The sequence below is a fragment of the Aminobacter sp. SR38 genome, assembly GCF_014843375.1.
Taxonomy (GTDB): Bacteria; Pseudomonadota; Alphaproteobacteria; order Rhizobiales; family Rhizobiaceae; genus Aminobacter; species Aminobacter ciceronei.
Map to the genome: position 1 here is coordinate 47,994 of NZ_CP062115.1, position 18,699 is coordinate 66,692.

Below are 18,699 nucleotides of genomic sequence, written 5' to 3' on the forward strand. Positions count from 1 at the left end.
CGACAGCCGTTGACTATCGCGCTGTTGAGGGCGAATAGGGCGGCCTCCGCCTGCCGTGCGGCAGGCCAGTCAGCACCACGTTTTTAATCTGGGAGCCCGAGGCTCCGCGGAAATCGAACCAAACTCAAGGGAAGAGAGTCATGGCCGAATTCAAGACCGACATCGAGATCGCGCGTGCGGCGAAGAAGAAGCCGATCCAGGAGGTCGGTGCCAAGATCGGCATTCCGAGCGAGCATCTTTTGCCCTATGGCCACGACAAGGCGAAGATCTCGGCCGAGTTCATCGCCAATGCGCGCAAGAACAAGGACGGCAAGCTGATCCTGGTCACCGCGATCAACCCGACGCCCGCCGGCGAAGGCAAGACCACGACGACGGTCGGCCTCGGCGACGGTTTGAACCGCATCGGCAAGAAGGCGATCGTGTGTATCCGCGAAGCCTCGCTTGGACCCAATTTCGGCGTCAAGGGCGGTGCCGCCGGCGGCGGTTATGCCCAGGTCGTGCCGATGGAGGACATGAACCTCCACTTCACCGGCGACTTCCACGCCATCACCACCGCGCACAACCTTCTGTCGGCGCTGATCGACAACCACATCTACTGGGGCAACGAACTCGGCATCGACACCCGCCGCGTCGTCTGGCGCCGGGTGATGGACATGAACGACCGCGCGCTGCGCCACATCAACTGCTCGCTCGGCGGCGTCGCCAACGGTTTTCCGCGTGAAGCCGGCTTCGACATCACGGTTGCTTCCGAAGTCATGGCGATCCTGTGCCTGGCGACCGACCTCAAGGACCTCGAAAAGCGCCTCGGCGACATCATCGTTGCCTATCGCCGCGACAAGACCGCCGTCTATGCCCGCGACCTCAAGGCCGACGGCGCCATGGCCGTGCTGCTCAAGGATGCGGTCCAGCCCAATTTGGTGCAGACGCTGGAGAACAACCCGGCCTTCGTCCATGGCGGCCCCTTCGCCAACATCGCCCATGGCTGCAACTCGGTGGTTGCCACCACCACCGCCCTCAAGCTCGCCGACTATGTCGTCACCGAAGCCGGCTTCGGCGCTGACCTCGGTGCCGAGAAGTTCTTCGACATCAAGTGCCGCAAGGCGGGTCTCAAGCCGGCAGCCGCCGTCATCGTCGCCACCGTCCGCGCCATGAAGATGAATGGCGGCGTCAAGAAGGAAGAGCTCGGCAAGGAGAATGTCGAGGCGGTGAAGAAGGGCTGCGCCAACCTTGGCCGCCACATCGAGAACGTCAAGCAGTTCGGCGTGCCTGTGGTGGTGGCGATGAACCACTTCGTCTCCGACACCGACGCCGAAATCGCGGCGATGAAAGACTATGTCGCCTCGATGGGTGCGGAAGCGATCCTGTGCAAGCACTGGGCCAAGGGCTCGGCCGGCATCGAGGAACTCGCCCACAAGGTGGTGCAGCTCGCCGAGAGCGGCGCCTCGCAGTTCTCGCCGCTCTATCCCGACGACATGAAGCTGTTCGACAAGATCGACACCATCGTCAAGCGCATCTACCGCGGCTCGGAGGCGATCGCCGACAAGTCGGTGCGCGACCAGCTGCATGCCTGGGAACAGGCGGGCTACGGTCATCTGCCGGTGTGCATGGCCAAGACGCAGTATTCGTTCTCGACCGACCCGAACCTCAGGGGTGCCCCTGTCGACCACGTCGTACCGGTACGTGAAGTGCGCCTGGCAGCAGGCGCCGGCTTCATCGTCGCCATCTGCGGTGAGATCATGACAATGCCCGGACTGCCCAAGGCACCGTCATCCGAGAAGATCTTCCTCAACGAACACGGCCAGATCGAAGGACTGTTCTGAGCCGAACGCGTCTTAAAATAAGGATTAGAAATACGTGTCAATCATCATAGATGGGAAGGCGGTGGCGGCCGATGTAGTCGCCAAAGTCCGGATCGCAGCCGAAAAGCTGATCGCCGAGACGGGTATCGTTCCCGGCATCGCTGTGGTCATCGTTGGCCACGACCCGGCAAGCCAGGTCTATGTCGCTTCCAAGAGCAAGAAGGCCAAGGAATGCGGCTTCCATTCAATCGAGCACGCGCTTTCGGCCGACACCTCCGAAGCCGACCTCGTCACCCTGGTGCAAAAGCTCAACGCCGACCCCAAGATCCACGGCATCCTCGTCCAGTTGCCCCTGCCCGGCCATATCGACGCCGGCAGGATCATTCAGACGATCTCGGCCGACAAGGACGTCGACGGCTTCCACTTCACCAATGTCGGCAAGCTCGGCACCGGCGAACTCGACACCGCCTTCGTGCCCTGCACGCCTGCCGGCTCGATGTTGTTGATCGAGCGCACGCTTGGCCGCGACCTGTCGGGCCTCAGCGCGGTTGTCGTCGGCCGCTCCAACATCGTCGGCAAGCCGATGGCCAACCTTCTGCTCAACGCCAACGCCACCGTCACCATCGCCCACAGCCGCACCAAGGACCTGCCGGCCCTTTGCCGCAGCGCTGACATCCTGGTGGCCGCGGTCGGGCGTCCTGAAATGATCAAGGGCGACTGGGTCAAGCCGGGAGCCACCGTCATCGACGTTGGTATCAACCGCCTCGACGGCGGCGCCAACGGCAAGTCCAGGCTTGTCGGCGACGTCGACTACGCCAGTGCGGCAGAACAGGCTGGCGCCATCACCCCGGTGCCGGGCGGCGTCGGCCCGATGACGATCGCCCTTTTGATGGCCAATACGGTCACCTCGGCCTTCCGCGCGGCAGGTCAGGCGTTTGACTTCGACGCTTACAGTTGACCGGTGCATGGAGGCCTCAGAACGAAGCCGATACCGCCCAAGGCTACTGATTGTAGAGCGAAATCAGCTGGTTATCGCAGCGTTGCGCGACATGATCAGCCGCGACGAACGTTTCGACTTCGCTGCCGGCATCAATAGCGGTAAGGCGTTTCTGGAGGCCGTGGAAGAAACGAAGACGGCCTTCGACGTGGCAATCGTGGGCTGGAAACTATCCGACATGAACGCCTCCGAACTGTTAACCGAGCTTCATCGCCGGCAGCTCGCGTTGCGCGTGGTTATTTTCAGCAACGATCATGACCCAGGCATTCTGAAGCAGTGCGTACGCCTTGGCGCGCACGGCTTCTGCTATCAGTTCGATGATCCCAGCGTTCTGTTCGGCACGCTTGCTGCGGTCGCAAACGGCCGTATTTGCATTCCCTTTATAGAGGTCTCCAAAATCAATGAGACGCCCTTATCACGCCTGACGCCGCGCGAATTGGAATTGCTCGCTGTGCTCGCCAATGGCTGGACCAATTTGCAGATTGCCACCAGGACCGGTATTTCGGAGAACACAGTCAAGTACCATCTGAAGAATCTGTATGACAAGCTCGGCGTCCGCAATCGGGCAATGGCGGTGGCGCTGTTTGTCATGGATACGAAACAATAAGCCTCCAGACGGCTGCCAGGTAGCGTTCGCGCGCGGCAAGCCGAGCTTGATCAACAGGGCGAGGCGCGCCCTGGGATCAGGACCGGTAACGACCTTCGATTTGTCATTGTCGACCGGAAGAACCAACTTAGCATGAATCCTGATAACGACGCCTAACCGTCTTTTAATATTGACGTCGCTTTGCATCTGTGCAACCATTCATTCAGGTGGCGGGATAGTCACCTTTTGGTACCACGTTCTGCCCCTCAGGATAAATCCTGCCGGCTAGCAATTGTGGTCCACCTTTATCTCAAAATTGCCGACATCTTTTCGCGAAGCCGACGGCTGCCGTTTGCTCAACGGAACCGGTGTCAGCTGGCACTTTGAGCAGTCAACAAAAACAAGGGGAACGCAAATGAAAACAACAATGCAGAAGATTTCCGTGTTGCTTGCCGTAACTGTCCTGTGGACCGGGACCGCAGTTGCGGAAGAGGAACCGATCGTGTTGGGGATTCCCGTTGGCCTAAGCGGGGCAAACAGCGTCGTGGCACCGTCCGTGATTCAGGCGACCGAACTCGCTGTCTCCGAAATCAATGAGGCGGGCGGGTTGCTGAACAGAAAGCTCGTCATTGAAGTCGCCGACGATGCGTCCGGCGCCGCCGGGGCTCAGAAGGCCTACGATTCCCTTGTCTTTCAAAAGGAAGTCGACGCCATCGTGGCAATGGAAACGACGGCGGCTCGCAACGCCGGCCTGCCGATCATCACGCGGGGGCAGATTCCGTACATCTACACCTCCTTCTATGAAGGCGCCTCCTGCAACAAGTATCAGCACATCAACGCCTGGGTGCCACAACAGATGGTTTCCCTCATGGTTGATTATTTCATGTCGGATCATGGCGCGAAGAAATTTTTCTTGGTTGGCAGCGACTACGCGTTCGGTCGGGGTCTTCTTGGCGATACTAACAAGTACATCGCCGAGAAGGGCGGAATCGTTGTAGGAGAAGAATACAATCCGATGGATGCTACGGATTGGACGGCAATCGTCAGTAAGATCCGCGCGACCAACCCGGACGCTATCATTACTTCCACAGCCGCTGGTGCGCCGAACGTCACCTTCACGAAGCAATTGCGATCGGCAGGCATCACTGCCAAATACGGTAATTACGCGCTTGATGAAGGTACGGCAAAGACCCTTGGGCCTGATGCCGAGGGGATCTATCTCGGCGGTACCTACTACACCGGTATCGCCTCGGAGAAAAACGCCCGGTTCTTGAAAGCGCTGAAAGCCAAATTCGGGGAAAAGACTGAAACGCCGAATGAGCTGTCCGTGCCGCAATACGATGCCGTGCATCTCTACGCCTTGGCGGTCAAGAAGGCCGGGACAACGGATACGGATGCGGTCGTAAAGGCGCTAAGCGAAGTGACTTTCGACGGCCCTCGCGGTTCGGTGCTGATGTCAAAACAGCGTCATGCTCCGCTGACGATGTATCTCGCGCAGGTCGATGCAAAGGGCGACACAACCATCATCAAGTCCTATCCCAATGTAGATCCGGGCGAGCAGTGCCCCAATCTGTGACCGGACAGGCGGCGCTTTCCGCCGTCTGACTCTGCTGACCAAATATGGCGATGCTGTGTTGACCCTCAGACGCGGCGATGTACGAACCCGTCTTTCGTCATCGATCACTCGGAAGTTCAATACAGCTCGCTACAGAGGAAACCTCGGAGACTTAGATGGTTCCGGTACTACTTGATATCATAACGACTGCAGCAATCTTATACATCGTATCTTCGGGATTGCTGCTTGTGTTCGGCGTCATGAAGCTCATAAACTTCGCACACGGCGGATTGATGACGCTCGGGGGCTATGCCGCCGTCATCGCCACCGCGATGGGGATGAATCCTTGGATCGGTATACCCCTTGCGGCGATTTTCGGCGGAATTGTCGGTCTCGGCATGGAACGTGTCGTCGTGCGCTCGCTCTATGATCGCCCCCTCGATGCCATTCTGGCGACGTGGGGCCTGAGCATTATCATTGGGCAGGTTATCACCCTGGTCTTCGATCGCGGTGTCCATTTCGCTGAGCCTCCGATCAGAGGCGTGATCAGTATCTTGGGTGAGCCTTACTCAACCTATCGGTTGATCCTGACAGCCGTTGCGCTGCTGCTCGGCGTCGGCTTGACGATGGCCCTTCGGGGCACCTCACTGGGCCTCTCCACACGCGCGGTCATCATGAACGAGGACCTCGCGCGCGGGCTCGGCATCAACAGCGGCTTGGTTCGCTCCATCACATTTACGCTCGGCTCCGGTTTGGCGGCGGTGGCCGGAGCTCTGATAACTCCACTGTCCAGCGTCGATCCAAACATGGGCGTTGCCTGGCTGATCAGCGCTTTCATGCTCGTGCTCGTTTCGGGCTCCTCCCTCTATAGCCTGGCTGTCGCGAGCGTTGTCCTGGGGGGCGCCCAAGTCATCGTGAGTAATTATTTCGGTTCGGTCCTCGGCGGCATGACGATTGCTGCGCTGGCCGCTGTCATACTTCGCATCCGTCCGCAGGGGTTTTCTTATGAGTGACGCAAACGTGAAGGAATATGGAAGCGCTTCCATTCAACGACCGCAGATCGCCCCGCTAACAAGGATGGTGGTCATCGCCGCGATCTGTCTGATCGGGGTTGGCGCCGCGCCCTTCTTCATGGATGCCTATTCCGTGAACGTACTCGTAAGGTCGATGATTTATGCATCAATCGCGCTCTCGGTCGACATTCTGTGGGGCTACCTCGGAGTTCTGACCTTCGGTCAGTCGGCATTCTTCGCGGCCGGCGCCTACGCAACGGCATTGGTCTTTACTTATGGCGGCTTTTCGGCCGGACATGCCTTGGCCGCCGTCTTGATCGGCATCGCAGTCGCAGTCGCCCTCGCCGGGTTGGTGGCATTCCTTGCCTTCTGGCATGGCGCTTCGTCGCTCTATGCGTCCGTGATCACCCTCGTCCTGCCGATCATCGTCACGCAGGTTCTATTTTCCGGCGGAACCTACACGGGCTCAAGCAGCGGCCTGACCGGCTTCGAAACAATCCCGCTCAGCTCTGAGGCGTGGTTCTGGGCTGTCGGAGTCTGGCTGGTCGTACTGACGTCCGCGGCTTGGATGTACACGCGCAGCGACGCCGGGCGGCTTCTGATCGCGATCCGGGAAAATGAGCAACGTTGCAAATATCTCGGCTTAAACACCTCAAACATTAAGGCAGTGATCTTTCTGATCTGTGCAGCAATCGGCGGGATTGCAGGCTGGATGTACGCTAACTACACGATGGTGGTCGCCCCCGAAATCGCTGGCTTCACGTTCGGAACCGAGCTTCTGATCTGGGTTGCATTGGGCGGGCGTGGTACGCTGTTTGGCCCAGTGATCGGAACGATTATTATCGACTATGCCAGTGCGCAGCTGCAGGGCGATTTTCCCTTCGTGTGGAAGCTTGTCATCGGAATAGTCTTTGTTTCGGTCATCGTCGCCCTCCCGCGCGGTATCCTGCCCTTGGTTTCGCACGCCGCCAACTGGTTACGCGTTCGCACCGGAAAAGCGCAGCCTCAGCAATACGCCCAGCTCCAGCTGCACAAGGCAAGCAGGAGCGAGCGCAACATCATTGCGGCCGCGTCCAGCGGACCCGCGCTTTTAGTGAGCGGGGTGGAAAAGCGATATGGTAGTCTGGAAGTTCTGTCCGGCATCGATTTCGAAGCCACCTATGGCGAGATCGTTAGTCTCGTGGGGCCAAACGGTGCCGGCAAGACGACCCTCATGACCTGCATCGCCGACGGCTCAAAGCGTAGCGGTGGCACGATTTCAGTCGCTGGCCAGGACATCGGCCAACGTCCGCCTGAACAGTGCGTAGGTCTCGGTGTGGGCCGCAAGTTCCAAATGGCCAACGTTTTCGACACCTTGACGGTAGGTGAGTGCCTCCAGATTGCTCGGGCGCGCCTAGATCCTTTGTCCAAATGGCAGAAATCCGGTGTCTGCAGCCTGCCGCCTTCTGCCATGCACGTTGTCAGGGCCACCGGTCTTCACACCGAGCTGCATTTGCCCGCACAAGTGCTGTCGCACGGAAAAAAGCAGGCGCTCGAATTGGCAATGGTGTTGGCTCTCGAGCCCAAGGTGATCCTCTTGGACGAACCCACGGCTGGTCTCACAAAAGCCGAGCGCACGCTGATCGGAACGATCCTGGTGGAACTGACCAAAGCGGAGCAACTGTGCATTCTGCTCGTGGAGCACGATCTAGACTTCGTCCGCGAAATTTCTTCGCGAGTCATCGTTCTACATCAAGGTCGGATTGTTCTTAACGGGTCGGTTGATGAGGTCGTGAATTCCGAACTCGTTAAGTCGGTCTATGCTGGTTCGGGGCACTGAGAGGATGAACTCATGACAGAAGCAGTGCTCGCTGTGAATGGTCTCAGCAGCGGATATGGACAGGCTACCGTAATACGGAACCTGGATTTGAAGATCGCCCACGGCGAAATCGTCGCCGTGGTGGGCAAGAACGGTATGGGCAAGAGTACGCTGCTCAAGTCGATCATGGGGTATTTGCCGAAGTTTTCAGGCTCCGTATCGATGGCGCAGCATGCAATCAGCGAAAGTCGTCCCCATCAGATTGCTAGGCTTGGCGTGGCTTATGTACCGCAGGAAAAGGCGTTATTTCAGGACCTTACGGTCGAGGAAAACATTCGCTTGGCGCTGCGTGGCACGGTTAGCTGGAACGAGGCGGAGGTTACGATCCGCCGTTGCTTCCCGTTCCTCCTCAAGCGGTTGCAGCAAAAAGCCGGCACGCTCAGTGGCGGCGAACAGAAAATGCTCTTGATCGCACGCTCCCTCTCCGTCGGCGCCAAGGTGCTCCTGATCGATGAGATAACCGAAGGCATGCAGCCGTCAGTTATCACCAACCTGGTGGAAATCATCAAGAGGGAGAGGGATCGTTCTGGGCTCGGCGTTCTTTTGGTTGAACAGAACATTCCGTTCACCCGTGCCGTTTCTGATAGATACGTTCTCCTGGACAAGGGCGAAATATCGGGGTTCGGAAACACGCGTGACCCGGATACGCATGACAAGATCGCGGCCCACATAAGCCTCTGATCATCCTGAAACGACTTCAAAATGGGCGAGGGCATCTCGTGTATCTGACCAACAGGGAACGCGACAGACTTCTTGTTTTCACAGCGGCCAGGATGGCTCAGCGCCGCCGCGCAGAAGGCATACGGCTGAACTTGCCGGAGGCCAGAGCAGTAATAGCCGATGCGATCCACGAAGGGGCCAGACGCGGGAGCTCGGTCTCAGAATTGATGGCTTTGGGCCGCACCGTATTGCAGCCTGAGGAAGTTCAGCCGGGCGTCGTGCCGCTTCTGGAAATGTTGATGGTCGAGCCGATGTTTCCGGACGGTCAAAAGCTCGTTTGTGTCCACGATCCCCTCGGTCGGCCCCATGAAAGCGAGGAAGAGGACAAGCCAGGCGGCTATCGCCTGGCGAAAGAAGGGATAGAGATCAATGTTGGTCGTGCGACGACGCGTGTGATAGTTCGCAACTTTGGCGACCGCCCCGTTCAGATCGGCTCTCATTTCCACTTCTTTGAGGTGAACGCCGAGCTGGATTTTGACCGGGCCGCAGCGTTCGGCTTCCGTCTCGACATACCAGCGGGAACCACGGTCCGATTTGAGCCAGGGGATGAAAAAACCGTCGACCTTGTCGCCATCGGTGGCGAAAGGCGGGTCGAGGGGCTTAACAACCTGACCGAAGGTGACCTGGACAACCCGGAAGTCAAGCGCAGGGCGGTTACACGAGCAGCAGCCGAAGGATTCAGGGGAGCTCACCATGGCTAAGGTGCTGTCGCGACGTCAATATGTCGAGCTGTATGGGCCGACGACGGGAGACCGGGTCCGTCTCGGGGACACGTGTCTCTGGGCGGAGGTCGAGCGGGATCTGCTTGTTCCGGGTGACGAACTCGTCTTCGGGGCGGGAAAAACCCTTAGAGTGGGCACCGGCTGTCATGGCCATATCACTGCGGCAGACGGTGCGCTCGATCTGGTGATAACGAATGCCACAATCATCGATCCGGTCCTCGGCATCATCAAGGCCGATATAGGGATCAAGGATGGCCTGATCGCCGGGATCGGCAAGGCTGGCGACCCCCGGATCATGGACGGGGTGGACCCTAAACTGATCGTCGGTACCAACACCGACGTTCGCGCAGCGGAGGGCCTGATCGTTACGGCCGGTGGCCTAGACTGCCACGTCCATTTCATCGATCCGGGCCAGTGCGAAGAGGCCCTGGCCAGTGGCATCACTACCCTGTTCGGCGGTGGTCTTGGGGCCACCACCGTTCCGATCGCCTCCACCGGCACAGTGAACCTCGGACACATGCTTCAGGCAGCAGAAGCGTTCCCGCTCAATTTCGGCTTTTTGGGAAAGGCGGCCTCGGATAATCATAAGCCCCTGATCGAGCAGCTCGAGGCAGGCGCCGCAGGGCTAAAAATTCATGAGGATTGGGGTGCCACAACTGCCGCGATCCATTCAGCACTGGTGGCTGCTGACGAGGCGGACGTGCAAATCCAATTGCACACCGACACGCTGAATGAGTTTGGGTTTCTCGAGCGAACCTTGAAGGCAATCGACGGCCGTACCATTCACGCCTACCACGTCGAAGGCGCCGGCGGGGGCCATGCCCCAGACATTATCAAGGTGTGTGGGTACGGGAACGTCCTGCCTTCGTCGACCAATCCGACCAATCCTTACTCGGTTAATACGTTCGACGAGCATTTCGACATGGCAATGGTCAGCCATCATCTCAATCCAAGACTGCCGGAGGATATCGCCTTTGCCGAATCCCGGATCCGCCATGAGACCATTTCGGCCGAAGGTGTGCTGCACGACATCGGCGCCATTAGCGCTATAGGATCGGACTCCCAGGGGATGGGTCGCATTGCCGAAACTATCAGTCGTACCTGGCAGACCGCGTCATGCATGAAGGCGCAGCGTGGCGCACTCGCCGAAGACGCCGGTCGCGACAATGACAACACTCGAATTAAGCGGTTCATCGCCAAATACACCATCAATCCGGCACGCATGTTCGGCGTAGAGAAATATGTCGGCTCGCTCGAGCCGGGCAAGCTGGCCGATCTCGTGCTATGGAAACCTGGGATGTTTGGCGTCAAGCCGGAGGCCGTTTTCAAGTCAGGCTTCCCGGTGATGGCCGTGATGGGCGAAGCGAACGCCTCTCTCTACTGCTGCGAGCCCCTGCGCTACCGGCCGCAATGGGGCTGGTTCGGACGCGCTGCTCCGTCACTTTCGTTGCGCTTCATGTCCCAAATGGCCATCGACCGCGACGTCGCTGGAAAGCTGGAATTGCGAGCGTGTTGCGTGCCCGTGTCTGGAACACGAAAACTCTCCAAGCAAGACATGCTTTGGAACGACAAGGTTCCCAAAGTAACGGTGGATCCGGAAACATACAGAGTGGAAGTCGACGGGGAGCATTGCACGTCGCTTCCGTCCAGCAAGGTGCCGCTGGGCGCCCTTTATACGTTGAAATAGGAGAATTTCATGTCCGCTAAGGCCATTCGTATCGGCATCGGTGGTCCGGTGGGCTCCGGTAAGACGAGATTAATTGAGCGCCTCCTGCCTCTTATCCATGAGGCGGGATTGAAACCCGCGGTTATCACCAATGATCTCGTGACTCTGGAGGACGCCATCCGGGTCAAGGCGAGCGGCCTCATAGAAGAGACTCTGGTCATCGGCGTAGAAACCGGAGCGTGCCCTCATACCGCGATCCGCGAGGATCCTTCGGTGAACATACAGGCTGCTGACGCGCTGGAGCGCGACAATCCGCTCGATCTCATCCTGATTGAGAGCGGTGGAGATAATTTGGCGGCGACATTCTCCTCGGAACTCGTTGACTATTGGATCTTCGTGATTGACTGCGCCGCCGGTGATGACATCCCCCGCAAACGGGGACTTGGAATGCTTCAAGCTGATCTTCTCGTTGTCAACAAGATTGACCTCGCTCCGCATGTGGGCGCTGACCTGGACCGTATCCGTCACGACGTTCTGGTCAACCGCCCTCAAAAGGCTACCATTTACACGAATTTGCGTTCGCCGGAGGGTGCAGCAGAGGTCTTTGCGACCATAAAAAGGGATGCCTTGTTCAGCTGTGCGGAAAAGTGACCAAGTATGACGCACTCGTCTGGCCTTCTTAACCTGGAGTTTGCGGCTGACTGCCTGGGGAAAACACACCTCATGCAGCGGGTTCAAAGGTTTCCCTTGCATTTCACCACCCCCCTTTTTCTGGACGAAAGTCAGCCTGGCATGGCTTTCGTCTATGTACTGAATCCCTCGGGTGCAGTGTTTAGCGGTGACAAGCTGGAACTGCGGATTGTTGCGCGGAACGGCGGAAAACTTCATGTCACGAGCACGTCTGCGACAAAGCTGCACCGGATGCTCGACGGATCAGCGTATCAAAAGGTGCATTTGGAGGCAAAGCAGGGGTCGTACATTGAATACCTGCCGGACCAGATCATACCGCAGGCGCAATCCTCCTACGACCAAGAGACGACGATAGATATCGATCGGGGGTCCATGCTCATTGCGAGTGAAATCATCGCGCCGGGCCGGTTGGCCCGCGGCGAGATTTTCGCTTTCACCCGCCTCAAACTTGCAACTCGGATTAGCGTCGACGGAAGCACGCTCTTCACAGAGCGCATGCTCATGGAGCCGACGACGATTCCGATCAATATGAGAGGCGTTCTCGGCACTTTTCTCTATTCGGGAACGCTGCTGGCACTCGTTCCAGGCGGCAACGCAAAGGGCGTTTACGATGCTGCTTCGTCCCTCGACATGACGGGCGAAGATTTTCGATTGGGTGTAGGGGCCCTGCCCGGGGCTGTCGGCATCATCGTGCGCGTGCTCGCCCTGTCGTCATCAACAACGACGCGGCTCATCGACGACGCATGGTCACGGATTCGAATGCAGATGATTGGGGCGCCAGCGCCGTCTAGGAGGAAATAGGTCCCATGCTTGTCTCGAATGGAATAGTTGGCGCCTTGGACGACGTGGTTCACAGCGCCGCCACATTGGATTTTATCGACATTTCTTGGACTGAGGCCGGCAAGCGGCGGCTTCGGCAGCGCACAAAGCGCGGTCTCGATTTTGCGGTATCGATGCAGCATAGCCAGTACCTTTTTCACGGCGCGGTTCTATTTAACAACGAAGAACACACGGTGGTCGTGTGCAGGCCGGAGGAACTCGCCCTCGTTGTCGACCTCAGCCAAACCAACTCGGTTCCGGATATTATTCGGCAGGCTGCGCTCATCGGCCACGCATTCGGCAACCAGCATGTACCGGTCGAGGTGAACGCCTGCTCCATCCACGTGCCGATGCTGTCGAGTGAGGACCTCATGACGAAGACGGTTCGAGATCTCAAACTTGGCGAACTGTCGTTGCGTTTCGACTACGTCCGGCTGGGCGCCTCCCGTCCCCTTTTTAAAACGGAGCACGCTCATGAATGAAACGTTGGCGGGAAGGGCGATAGACGCGAGTTTTCTAATGGCCCTTCAGTTGGCTGATAGTTCGCTGCCGATCGGGCGTTATGTTCACTCCAGCGGATTGGAAGGCATTCTAGAGGAGCTTCCTAAGAATTCAGCTCAAATCGCGGAAGTCGTGAAAGCGGTCCTGCTCCACGGCGCGGGTCGCTGCGACGCCGTTGCTGCCGCTCACGCACATCGGATGTTTTCGGTCGGCGATCTCGACCAATTGCATTATGTAGATGAGCGTCTTCTGGCCACAAAGTTGTCGGTTCCGGCCCGGAACGCATCGACCTCGTGTGGTCGCCAGCTGGCGAAACTTGCCCTTCAGGTCTGGCCGCACCAAGTGCTGGGTTCATTCTGCCATGAAGTGCAACTGCGCGAGGCCGGAAATCTCGCCGTCGTGGCAGCAGCGGTGTCGGCCTCCCGGGGAATGGGCATTGAGAACACGCTCCTGGCGGAGTTGCGCGGCACGGCAAGCGGTCTCTTTTCGGCAGCCGTACGGCTCGGCCGGATGGGATCGGCCGAAGCGCAGGTTCATCTCTGCCAATGTGTCCCGATCATTGTTCAGGCTGCAGAAAAGGCCCTGGCCTTGGATCTGGACGACATGAGTTCGACCACGCTCGAATTGGAAATTGCGATGCTGCAGCTTCAACGTAATCCACTGCGTCTGTTTGCAACATAGCAGGAAGGCACGAGGATGTCCGGCATTGGCGCACTGCATGAGTCCTATCGTTCGGAGGGTACATGGCCGGTGGGTGTGCTATACTCGAGAAGCGGAATCACGGCAATTGCAGAGATTTCCCAGCTGCAAGGGACCTTGCTCGCAATTTCGGAGATAAATGACGCAGGCGGCGTGCTGGGTAAGCCGATTTCTCCCTTGATCCTTGATCCGGCGTCCGATCCGCAGCGCTACACCCAGCTCGCCAGTTCGCTTTTAATGGACCGCGGCGTGACTAACATATTCGGCTGTTCGGCGTCCTACAGCCGAAAGGCGGTGGTTCCGGTCGTCGAGCATCGCGGAGGCTTGCTATGGTACTCGATCGGCTACGAGGGGTTCGAATATTCCTCGAACGTCATCTACACCGGCCCCGCTCCGAACCAGCTGCACCTTCCGCTCGCTGAATATCTATTCCCACGCTACGGACGAAAGCTGATGTGCGTCGGCACGGACTATCTCTTCCCGCGCGAATCCAACAGGATCATGCGCGATCTTCTTTCTGAAATCGGCGGCAACATCGTCGGCGAATATTATCTGCCGTTCGGCGCTCAAAGGGATGCCTTTCTGGATGCGATCAAGGAAGCGCGATTGCTCGGTGCCGATGTAATCTTCTCGACGGTGGTGGGGCCGGGAATAGCAGCACTTTACGATGCCTACGCGGTCGAGAAACTCGATCCAGCCGTTATGCCGATCGCCTCTCTTACGACTAACGAGGCGCACCTTCAGGAAATGTGGTTCGAGCCCCGGCCGGGCCATATCGTCTCCGCGCCTTACTTTGAAACGGTCCAATCGCCGCGAAATAACAGTTTTGTCGCCAATTATCACCAACGTTTTGGTGCCAAGCGCCCGGCCGATGCATGTGCGGAGGCTGCATATTTTACCGTGCTACTCTTTGCTCGGGCGCTGGAACGAGCTGGGACGCTAGACCCGGAATGGCTTCGCGCGCAGGTACTGGGTCTCGAGGTCTCCGCTCCCCAAGGCGTTGTCATGGTGGATCCGGACAACAGCCATACTTATCTCTGGCCGAGAATTGGCAAGACGGTAGCTGGGCGGAAATTTGAGGTCGTAGCCGAATTCAAGAAATCGATGAAACCGGACCCTTACCTTGTGAACTATGTGGGCCTCGGCCGCATCGACCGGGATCACGGACAGGAGGAAATGGACAATGTCCGGTGAGGCGTTGATCCGGGAATTGCGAAAACTTCGGGCGTGTGTGATCCATCCGCCGGATTCGGCCTGTGATGAACTTGTCCGACATTTGAAGCGGATCGGATGCCAAGTCGACACCTTGTGGCCAGCTCCTGATCGTTGGCCGGCTCATGCCGATGTCGTCTTCTGCATCTTCGGCGGCCACCCATCGCTCGATATGAGCGCGCTGACGGGAGGTCGCGATGGGACCCTCATTGGCATCGTCGAATATGAGAGCCCCACGATCGTCCGCGAACTTCTTGAAGCGGACGTGCAGGCCATCATCGGCAAACCCATCCGCGCTTTCGGTATATTGTCAACGTTGGCGATTGCTAGTTCCCGTTCCCGGTTCGAACAGCGGCAGAACAGTAAGATCGCGAAGCTGGAAGAGACCTTGCGGTCGCGTCGGGTCGTGAACAACGCGGTCCGGCATCTCGCCGCGGAGCGATCGATCAGCGAGGAAAATGCGTATCAATGCATCCGGCGCTGGTCTCTTGAAGGCCGCGCATCGATGACCAAAATCGCCGACCAGGTTTTGGCCTGCGGGTCCGAGTTGAGCGATCCAAATTTTCAAATTAACCCGAAGGAAGCATTATGATTACATCTCAACGCGCCAACGACTCTGTACTTCGCGTCGCCCTTGACTGGGAGGTAGATGCGATCGATCCGCCGGCCTCGTTTGGAGGTTGGAATACAGGTAGAGTTGTCCAGCAGATATTCGAGAGCCTATATGAGGACGATCTGGAGGATGAAGTAGCCAGTCCGACGCGGCTTGTACCCGCGCTTGCCACTTCGGTTGATATCTCCGACGACGGACTTCAGTATCTGTTTCGATTGCGAGAGGATGTGAGGTTTCATGATGGAACTCGGTTCGATGCGGAGGCCGTGCGGTTTAATATAGAGCGAATGTGGAAACCTGATGCGCCGCAATATTCGCCTTTAGCAGCGGATTACAACCGGATCGGTCTCGAAACGCTCAAGTCTGTGGAGGTGGTAGGGCCGCTGGCGATCCTGCTCACCCTGAAGGAGCCCTTTCCCGAGTTCCTCCGCTACATGACGCAGGAGGATGCACCGGGCGCTCATGTCTTCATCAGCCCAGAGGCCCTGACAAAGCTTGGTAGTTCAGGCATCGCGGACCACGCACCGGGCACAGGTCCATTTCGTTTCGACAGTCGCTTTTCGACGCCATTTGGCAGTGGCGTTCGGCTACGTCGGAACGAGGATTACTGGGGTGGGCGCGCCAAACTCAAGGCCATTGAGTTCAAGCCGTATCCAAACCTTGAAGATCGCTATCGGGCGTTGGTAGATGGTGAAGCGGATCTCGCCTATGGCCTTGAGGGGAGCGATCTCGACGAATTGGTGCGGCGCGGCTTCGTCGTCCTCGAAGGCCAGGCGCCTTATGTCTGGTATTTCATTTTCAACATGCGGGATCCGGTCCTGAGCGACATCCGAGTGCGTCATGCGATCGCGCATGCGGTCGACCGCGACAGGCTAAGCCACGACATTTTCCGCGGACACACAGCTGTCGCGTCTGGAATGCTGCCGCCAGCTTCACCGGCCTTCGACGAGGAGTACAGTTTCCCCTACCAATACGATCCCAATCGTGCTCGGCAGCTGTTGACGGAAGCCGGCGTCCCTACGGAGTGGCGATTGCGCATTGTGACGGCCAACGCCGGATCCGGTCAGCTCGTGCCCGTCCGGATCTGCGAGCATCTGGCGGAAAATCTCGAGGCGGTCGGGCTGCGAGCCGAGATCGTCCGGACAGAAGACTGGGTTTCCTACTGCAACGAGTGGCGATCTGGTTTGCCGGAGGGCGCAGGTATGTCACAGATGAGCTGGGGAATGTCATGTGATATGTGGTTACAGCAGGTGTTGCATTCTATGAACAGCTCGCCACGGGGCTTTAATGCGGGATATTACTCCAATCCAGATGTAGATCGGCTGCTGGACGAAGCACGACAAACCACAAACGACAAGCAACGTTGCCGACTGTATCGGGATGCGCATTCATTGATCATGAATGAACTGCCAGTCCTCCCGATGCTGACTTTGCGGCGCGGTTCAGTCTGCTATCATCCGCGGGTCAAGGGCTTCCGGAACCCACGGCAGAATTGGCATTCGTTCAAGAACGTATGGACGGATTCAGACATTTAATCGAACCAGTTAATCCCTCAACGGCGCGAGCCCTTGTCGAACGCCTGTTTGCGCTCTCCGGCCGCCGACACCACGCCGAAAGAAGAGGCGACGGTCATGATCAAAGACGACAACGCGAATGCAAGGAGAATAAAGATGAAAAGAACTCCGATTACCGCATTGACCGATATGGCCGTGCTCGCGGCGGGGTCGACCATATGCTCGCCAGGGTCATGGTCGGTCTGTTCGCCGCCCAGTTGGACGGGCGGGCACTGGTGCCGCTACCTCGTTTCGGTATGGCCTTTGGCGGCGCCGTCGGTTTCGCGGGCACCCCGGTAACCCTTTGTCGAGCTTAGCATCGGCCTGTCGATCTATACGCGGAACCGCAGTCGCGCTTGGCTTTAGGGCCATGGTTGCCGCAGCCATGGCGCTGGTTGGCTTCTTCGCCCCGCTCCGCGTGGCGAAACCCTGGTGCAGGGCCCTTGTTGCTGTTGCATGCGTCGCCATGGTCACCGGCGTTATCTAGACCGTCGAATCTGACTGACTCGAAGGATTGCCGTCGTGTAGCGACGACGTGCTGTCAGAAGATGGATTTGAATGTCATGTTGATTGCTGAAACGGATGACGGAGATGGTTGCCGGAGAACCGAATGACGTGCGACTGAAAACTGTCGACAGCCAATGGATTGTCCAGGTCGTCGAAAATGGCAAAGTAACTCGGCATTTATTCGACACTCAAGCCGTTGCAGAGAGTTACGCCGAATTCCAGCGTGTTCGGCTCGGCATGCCTGGAAAGCCACCAATTTGGGAGGCGAACCCGGTGCGCCCAAAGAGCCTTCGCGAAAGACCAGACTTTATCATCAACGATGTTCTCGACCTCGCCGAGTACTCTGACCGCGGTATTGTCACTACCCTAGTTGATACACACGGAGTTCGTCTTCGTCTCCACCTCACGGTCGTGACCTCAGAATTGCTTTGCGAGCGAATTGCCGACGCGCTGGAGCGCCGGTACGGCGAATAGCGACCTAAGCCAAACTGCTGGCGTGGATGGCAATATCGGTGATCGCGCTATTGCGTATTCCGGTGATGCCGGACGGCTATTCCAATCTGAAGCCGGACAGTTGGTGTGCCCCTGGGTCGTATGTGTTTTTGACCTGAACCGCGTTTCGCGGTCAAGCCAGGGTTGTTTGGTCGGTGATCAGGGCTTTCTGTTTTCGCATGCTCTCGCCGCTGAGTTCGATGCGATAGGCGTTGTGTACGAGCCGGTCGAGGATGGCATCGGCAATGGTTGGATTGCCGATCATGTCGTACCAGTGATCGACGGGCACCTGGCTGGTAACGATGGTGGATCGCTTCTCGTATCGGTCCTCGATGATTTCCAAGAGATCGCGACGCTGCTCGTCGTTGAGCTTCTCCGGGCCCCAGTCGTCGAGGATAAGCAGGTCGGTTCTGGCCAGCGCCTTGAGGACCTTCGGGTAGCGACCGTCGCCGCGCGCCAAGGCAAGTGTGGCAAAGAGCCTGGGGAGGCGATGGTAGGCAACGGAGAGGTCCTCGCGGCATGCCTTGTGTCCCAGCGCGCAGGCAAGCCAGCTCTTTCCGACGCCGGCCGGACCGATCAACAGCAGGCTGTGGCGCTGCCGGATCCAGTCGCAACCGGCCAGCTTCATGAAGAGATTGCGGTCGAGGCCGCGGGCGGCGCGGAAGTCGATATTTTCGATCTCTGTCGTATGTGTCGC

At 58.2% G+C, this 18,699-nt stretch carries 18 protein-coding genes and 1 pseudogene; 17 read left to right on the forward strand and 2 right to left on the reverse strand.

The features are described 5' to 3' along the window. The first annotated feature begins 140 nt into the window (after positions 1-140). The 16 genes from IG197_RS31225 to IG197_RS31300 all read left to right on the forward strand — a co-directional run bounded on the left by IG197_RS31225 (position 141) and on the right by IG197_RS31300 (position 16,985). Positions 141-1,820: a formate--tetrahydrofolate ligase gene (locus IG197_RS31225; RefSeq protein WP_192320903.1), complete on the forward strand. Its 1,680-nt coding sequence runs from the start codon at positions 141-143 to the stop codon at positions 1,818-1,820. Between the two features lie 34 nt (positions 1,821-1,854). Then, complete coding sequence (folD, locus tag IG197_RS31230) at positions 1,855-2,757, forward strand: bifunctional methylenetetrahydrofolate dehydrogenase/methenyltetrahydrofolate cyclohydrolase FolD (RefSeq protein WP_192320905.1); 903 nt, start codon at positions 1,855-1,857, stop codon at positions 2,755-2,757. A 7-nt stretch (positions 2,758-2,764) separates the two neighbouring features. Further along, positions 2,765-3,403 (forward strand): response regulator transcription factor, encoded by a 639-nt coding sequence (locus IG197_RS31235; protein ID WP_192320907.1) that lies wholly within the window; start codon positions 2,765-2,767, stop codon positions 3,401-3,403. 406 nt (positions 3,404-3,809) lie between these two features. Continuing rightward, positions 3,810-4,958, forward strand: coding sequence for a substrate-binding protein (locus IG197_RS31240; RefSeq protein WP_192320909.1), 1,149 nt, complete (start codon positions 3,810-3,812; stop codon positions 4,956-4,958). Between the two features lie 155 nt (positions 4,959-5,113). Next, positions 5,114-5,950 (forward strand): branched-chain amino acid ABC transporter permease, encoded by an 837-nt coding sequence (locus IG197_RS31245; RefSeq protein WP_055980195.1) that lies wholly within the window; start codon positions 5,114-5,116, stop codon positions 5,948-5,950. Positions 5,951-6,014: 64 nt separating this feature from the next. Next, positions 6,015-7,769 carry an ATP-binding cassette domain-containing protein gene (locus IG197_RS31250; RefSeq protein ID WP_371746599.1) on the forward strand — a complete coding sequence of 585 codons (1,755 nt, stop codon included), beginning with the start codon at positions 6,015-6,017 and terminating at the stop codon, positions 7,767-7,769. Between the two features lie 12 nt (positions 7,770-7,781). Then, positions 7,782-8,489 carry an ABC transporter ATP-binding protein gene (locus IG197_RS31255; RefSeq protein ID WP_192320913.1) on the forward strand — a complete coding sequence of 236 codons (708 nt, stop codon included), beginning with the start codon at positions 7,782-7,784 and terminating at the stop codon, positions 8,487-8,489. Positions 8,490-8,527: 38 nt separating this feature from the next. Then, the gene (locus IG197_RS31260) at positions 8,528-9,229 is read left to right on the forward strand and encodes an urease subunit beta (protein ID WP_192320915.1); all 702 of its coding nucleotides are present in this window, start codon (positions 8,528-8,530) and stop codon (positions 9,227-9,229) included. After that, positions 9,222-10,937 carry an urease subunit alpha gene (ureC, locus tag IG197_RS31265; RefSeq protein WP_192320917.1) on the forward strand — a complete coding sequence of 572 codons (1,716 nt, stop codon included), beginning with the start codon at positions 9,222-9,224 and terminating at the stop codon, positions 10,935-10,937. Before IG197_RS31260 ends, ureC begins: the two co-directional genes overlap by 8 nt. Positions 10,938-10,946: 9 nt before the next feature. Then, a complete protein-coding gene (gene ureG, locus IG197_RS31270) occupies positions 10,947-11,567 on the forward strand; it encodes an urease accessory protein UreG (RefSeq protein WP_192320919.1) in 621 nt (206 codons plus the stop codon). Positions 11,568-11,639: 72 nt separating this feature from the next. Next, on the forward strand, positions 11,640-12,407 hold the full coding sequence (locus tag IG197_RS31275; protein ID WP_192320921.1) for an urease accessory protein UreD: 768 nt from the start codon (positions 11,640-11,642) through the stop codon (positions 12,405-12,407). 5 nt (positions 12,408-12,412) lie between these two features. Beyond that, positions 12,413-12,907: a hypothetical protein gene (locus tag IG197_RS31280; protein ID WP_055980179.1), complete on the forward strand. Its 495-nt coding sequence runs from the start codon at positions 12,413-12,415 to the stop codon at positions 12,905-12,907. Further along, positions 12,900-13,607: an urease accessory protein UreF gene (locus tag IG197_RS31285; RefSeq protein ID WP_192320923.1), complete on the forward strand. Its 708-nt coding sequence runs from the start codon at positions 12,900-12,902 to the stop codon at positions 13,605-13,607. The genes IG197_RS31280 and IG197_RS31285 overlap by 8 nt, the downstream gene beginning before the upstream one ends. 15 nt (positions 13,608-13,622) lie before the next feature. Next, positions 13,623-14,819, forward strand: coding sequence for a transporter substrate-binding domain-containing protein (locus IG197_RS31290; protein WP_192320925.1), 1,197 nt, complete (start codon positions 13,623-13,625; stop codon positions 14,817-14,819). Further along, positions 14,809-15,429: an ANTAR domain-containing response regulator gene (locus IG197_RS31295; protein ID WP_192320927.1), complete on the forward strand. Its 621-nt coding sequence runs from the start codon at positions 14,809-14,811 to the stop codon at positions 15,427-15,429. The genes IG197_RS31290 and IG197_RS31295 overlap by 11 nt, the downstream gene beginning before the upstream one ends. Then, positions 15,426-16,985 (forward strand): ABC transporter substrate-binding protein, encoded by a 1,560-nt coding sequence (locus tag IG197_RS31300; protein ID WP_055980166.1) that lies wholly within the window; start codon positions 15,426-15,428, stop codon positions 16,983-16,985. Before IG197_RS31295 ends, IG197_RS31300 begins: the two co-directional genes overlap by 4 nt. Positions 16,986-17,002: 17 nt before the next feature. Here the strand turns inward: IG197_RS31300 and IG197_RS31305 are convergent, their stop codons facing one another. Beyond that, positions 17,003-17,182, reverse strand: a complete 180-nt coding sequence (locus IG197_RS31305; protein ID WP_192320929.1) for a hypothetical protein — start codon at positions 17,180-17,182, stop codon at positions 17,003-17,005. Between the two features lie 412 nt (positions 17,183-17,594). Here IG197_RS31305 and IG197_RS31310 point away from each other — a divergent pair, with 412 nt between their 5' ends. Continuing rightward, positions 17,595-17,984 carry a hypothetical protein gene (locus IG197_RS31310; protein WP_192320931.1) on the forward strand — a complete coding sequence of 130 codons (390 nt, stop codon included), beginning with the start codon at positions 17,595-17,597 and terminating at the stop codon, positions 17,982-17,984. 151 nt (positions 17,985-18,135) lie between these two features. On the opposite strand, the pseudogene istB reads toward IG197_RS31310, so the two are convergent. Continuing rightward, positions 18,136-18,693 (reverse strand): annotated as a pseudogene (gene istB / locus IG197_RS31315) (IS21-like element helper ATPase IstB); the annotation flags it as partial. Positions 18,694-18,699 lie beyond the last annotated feature (6 nt).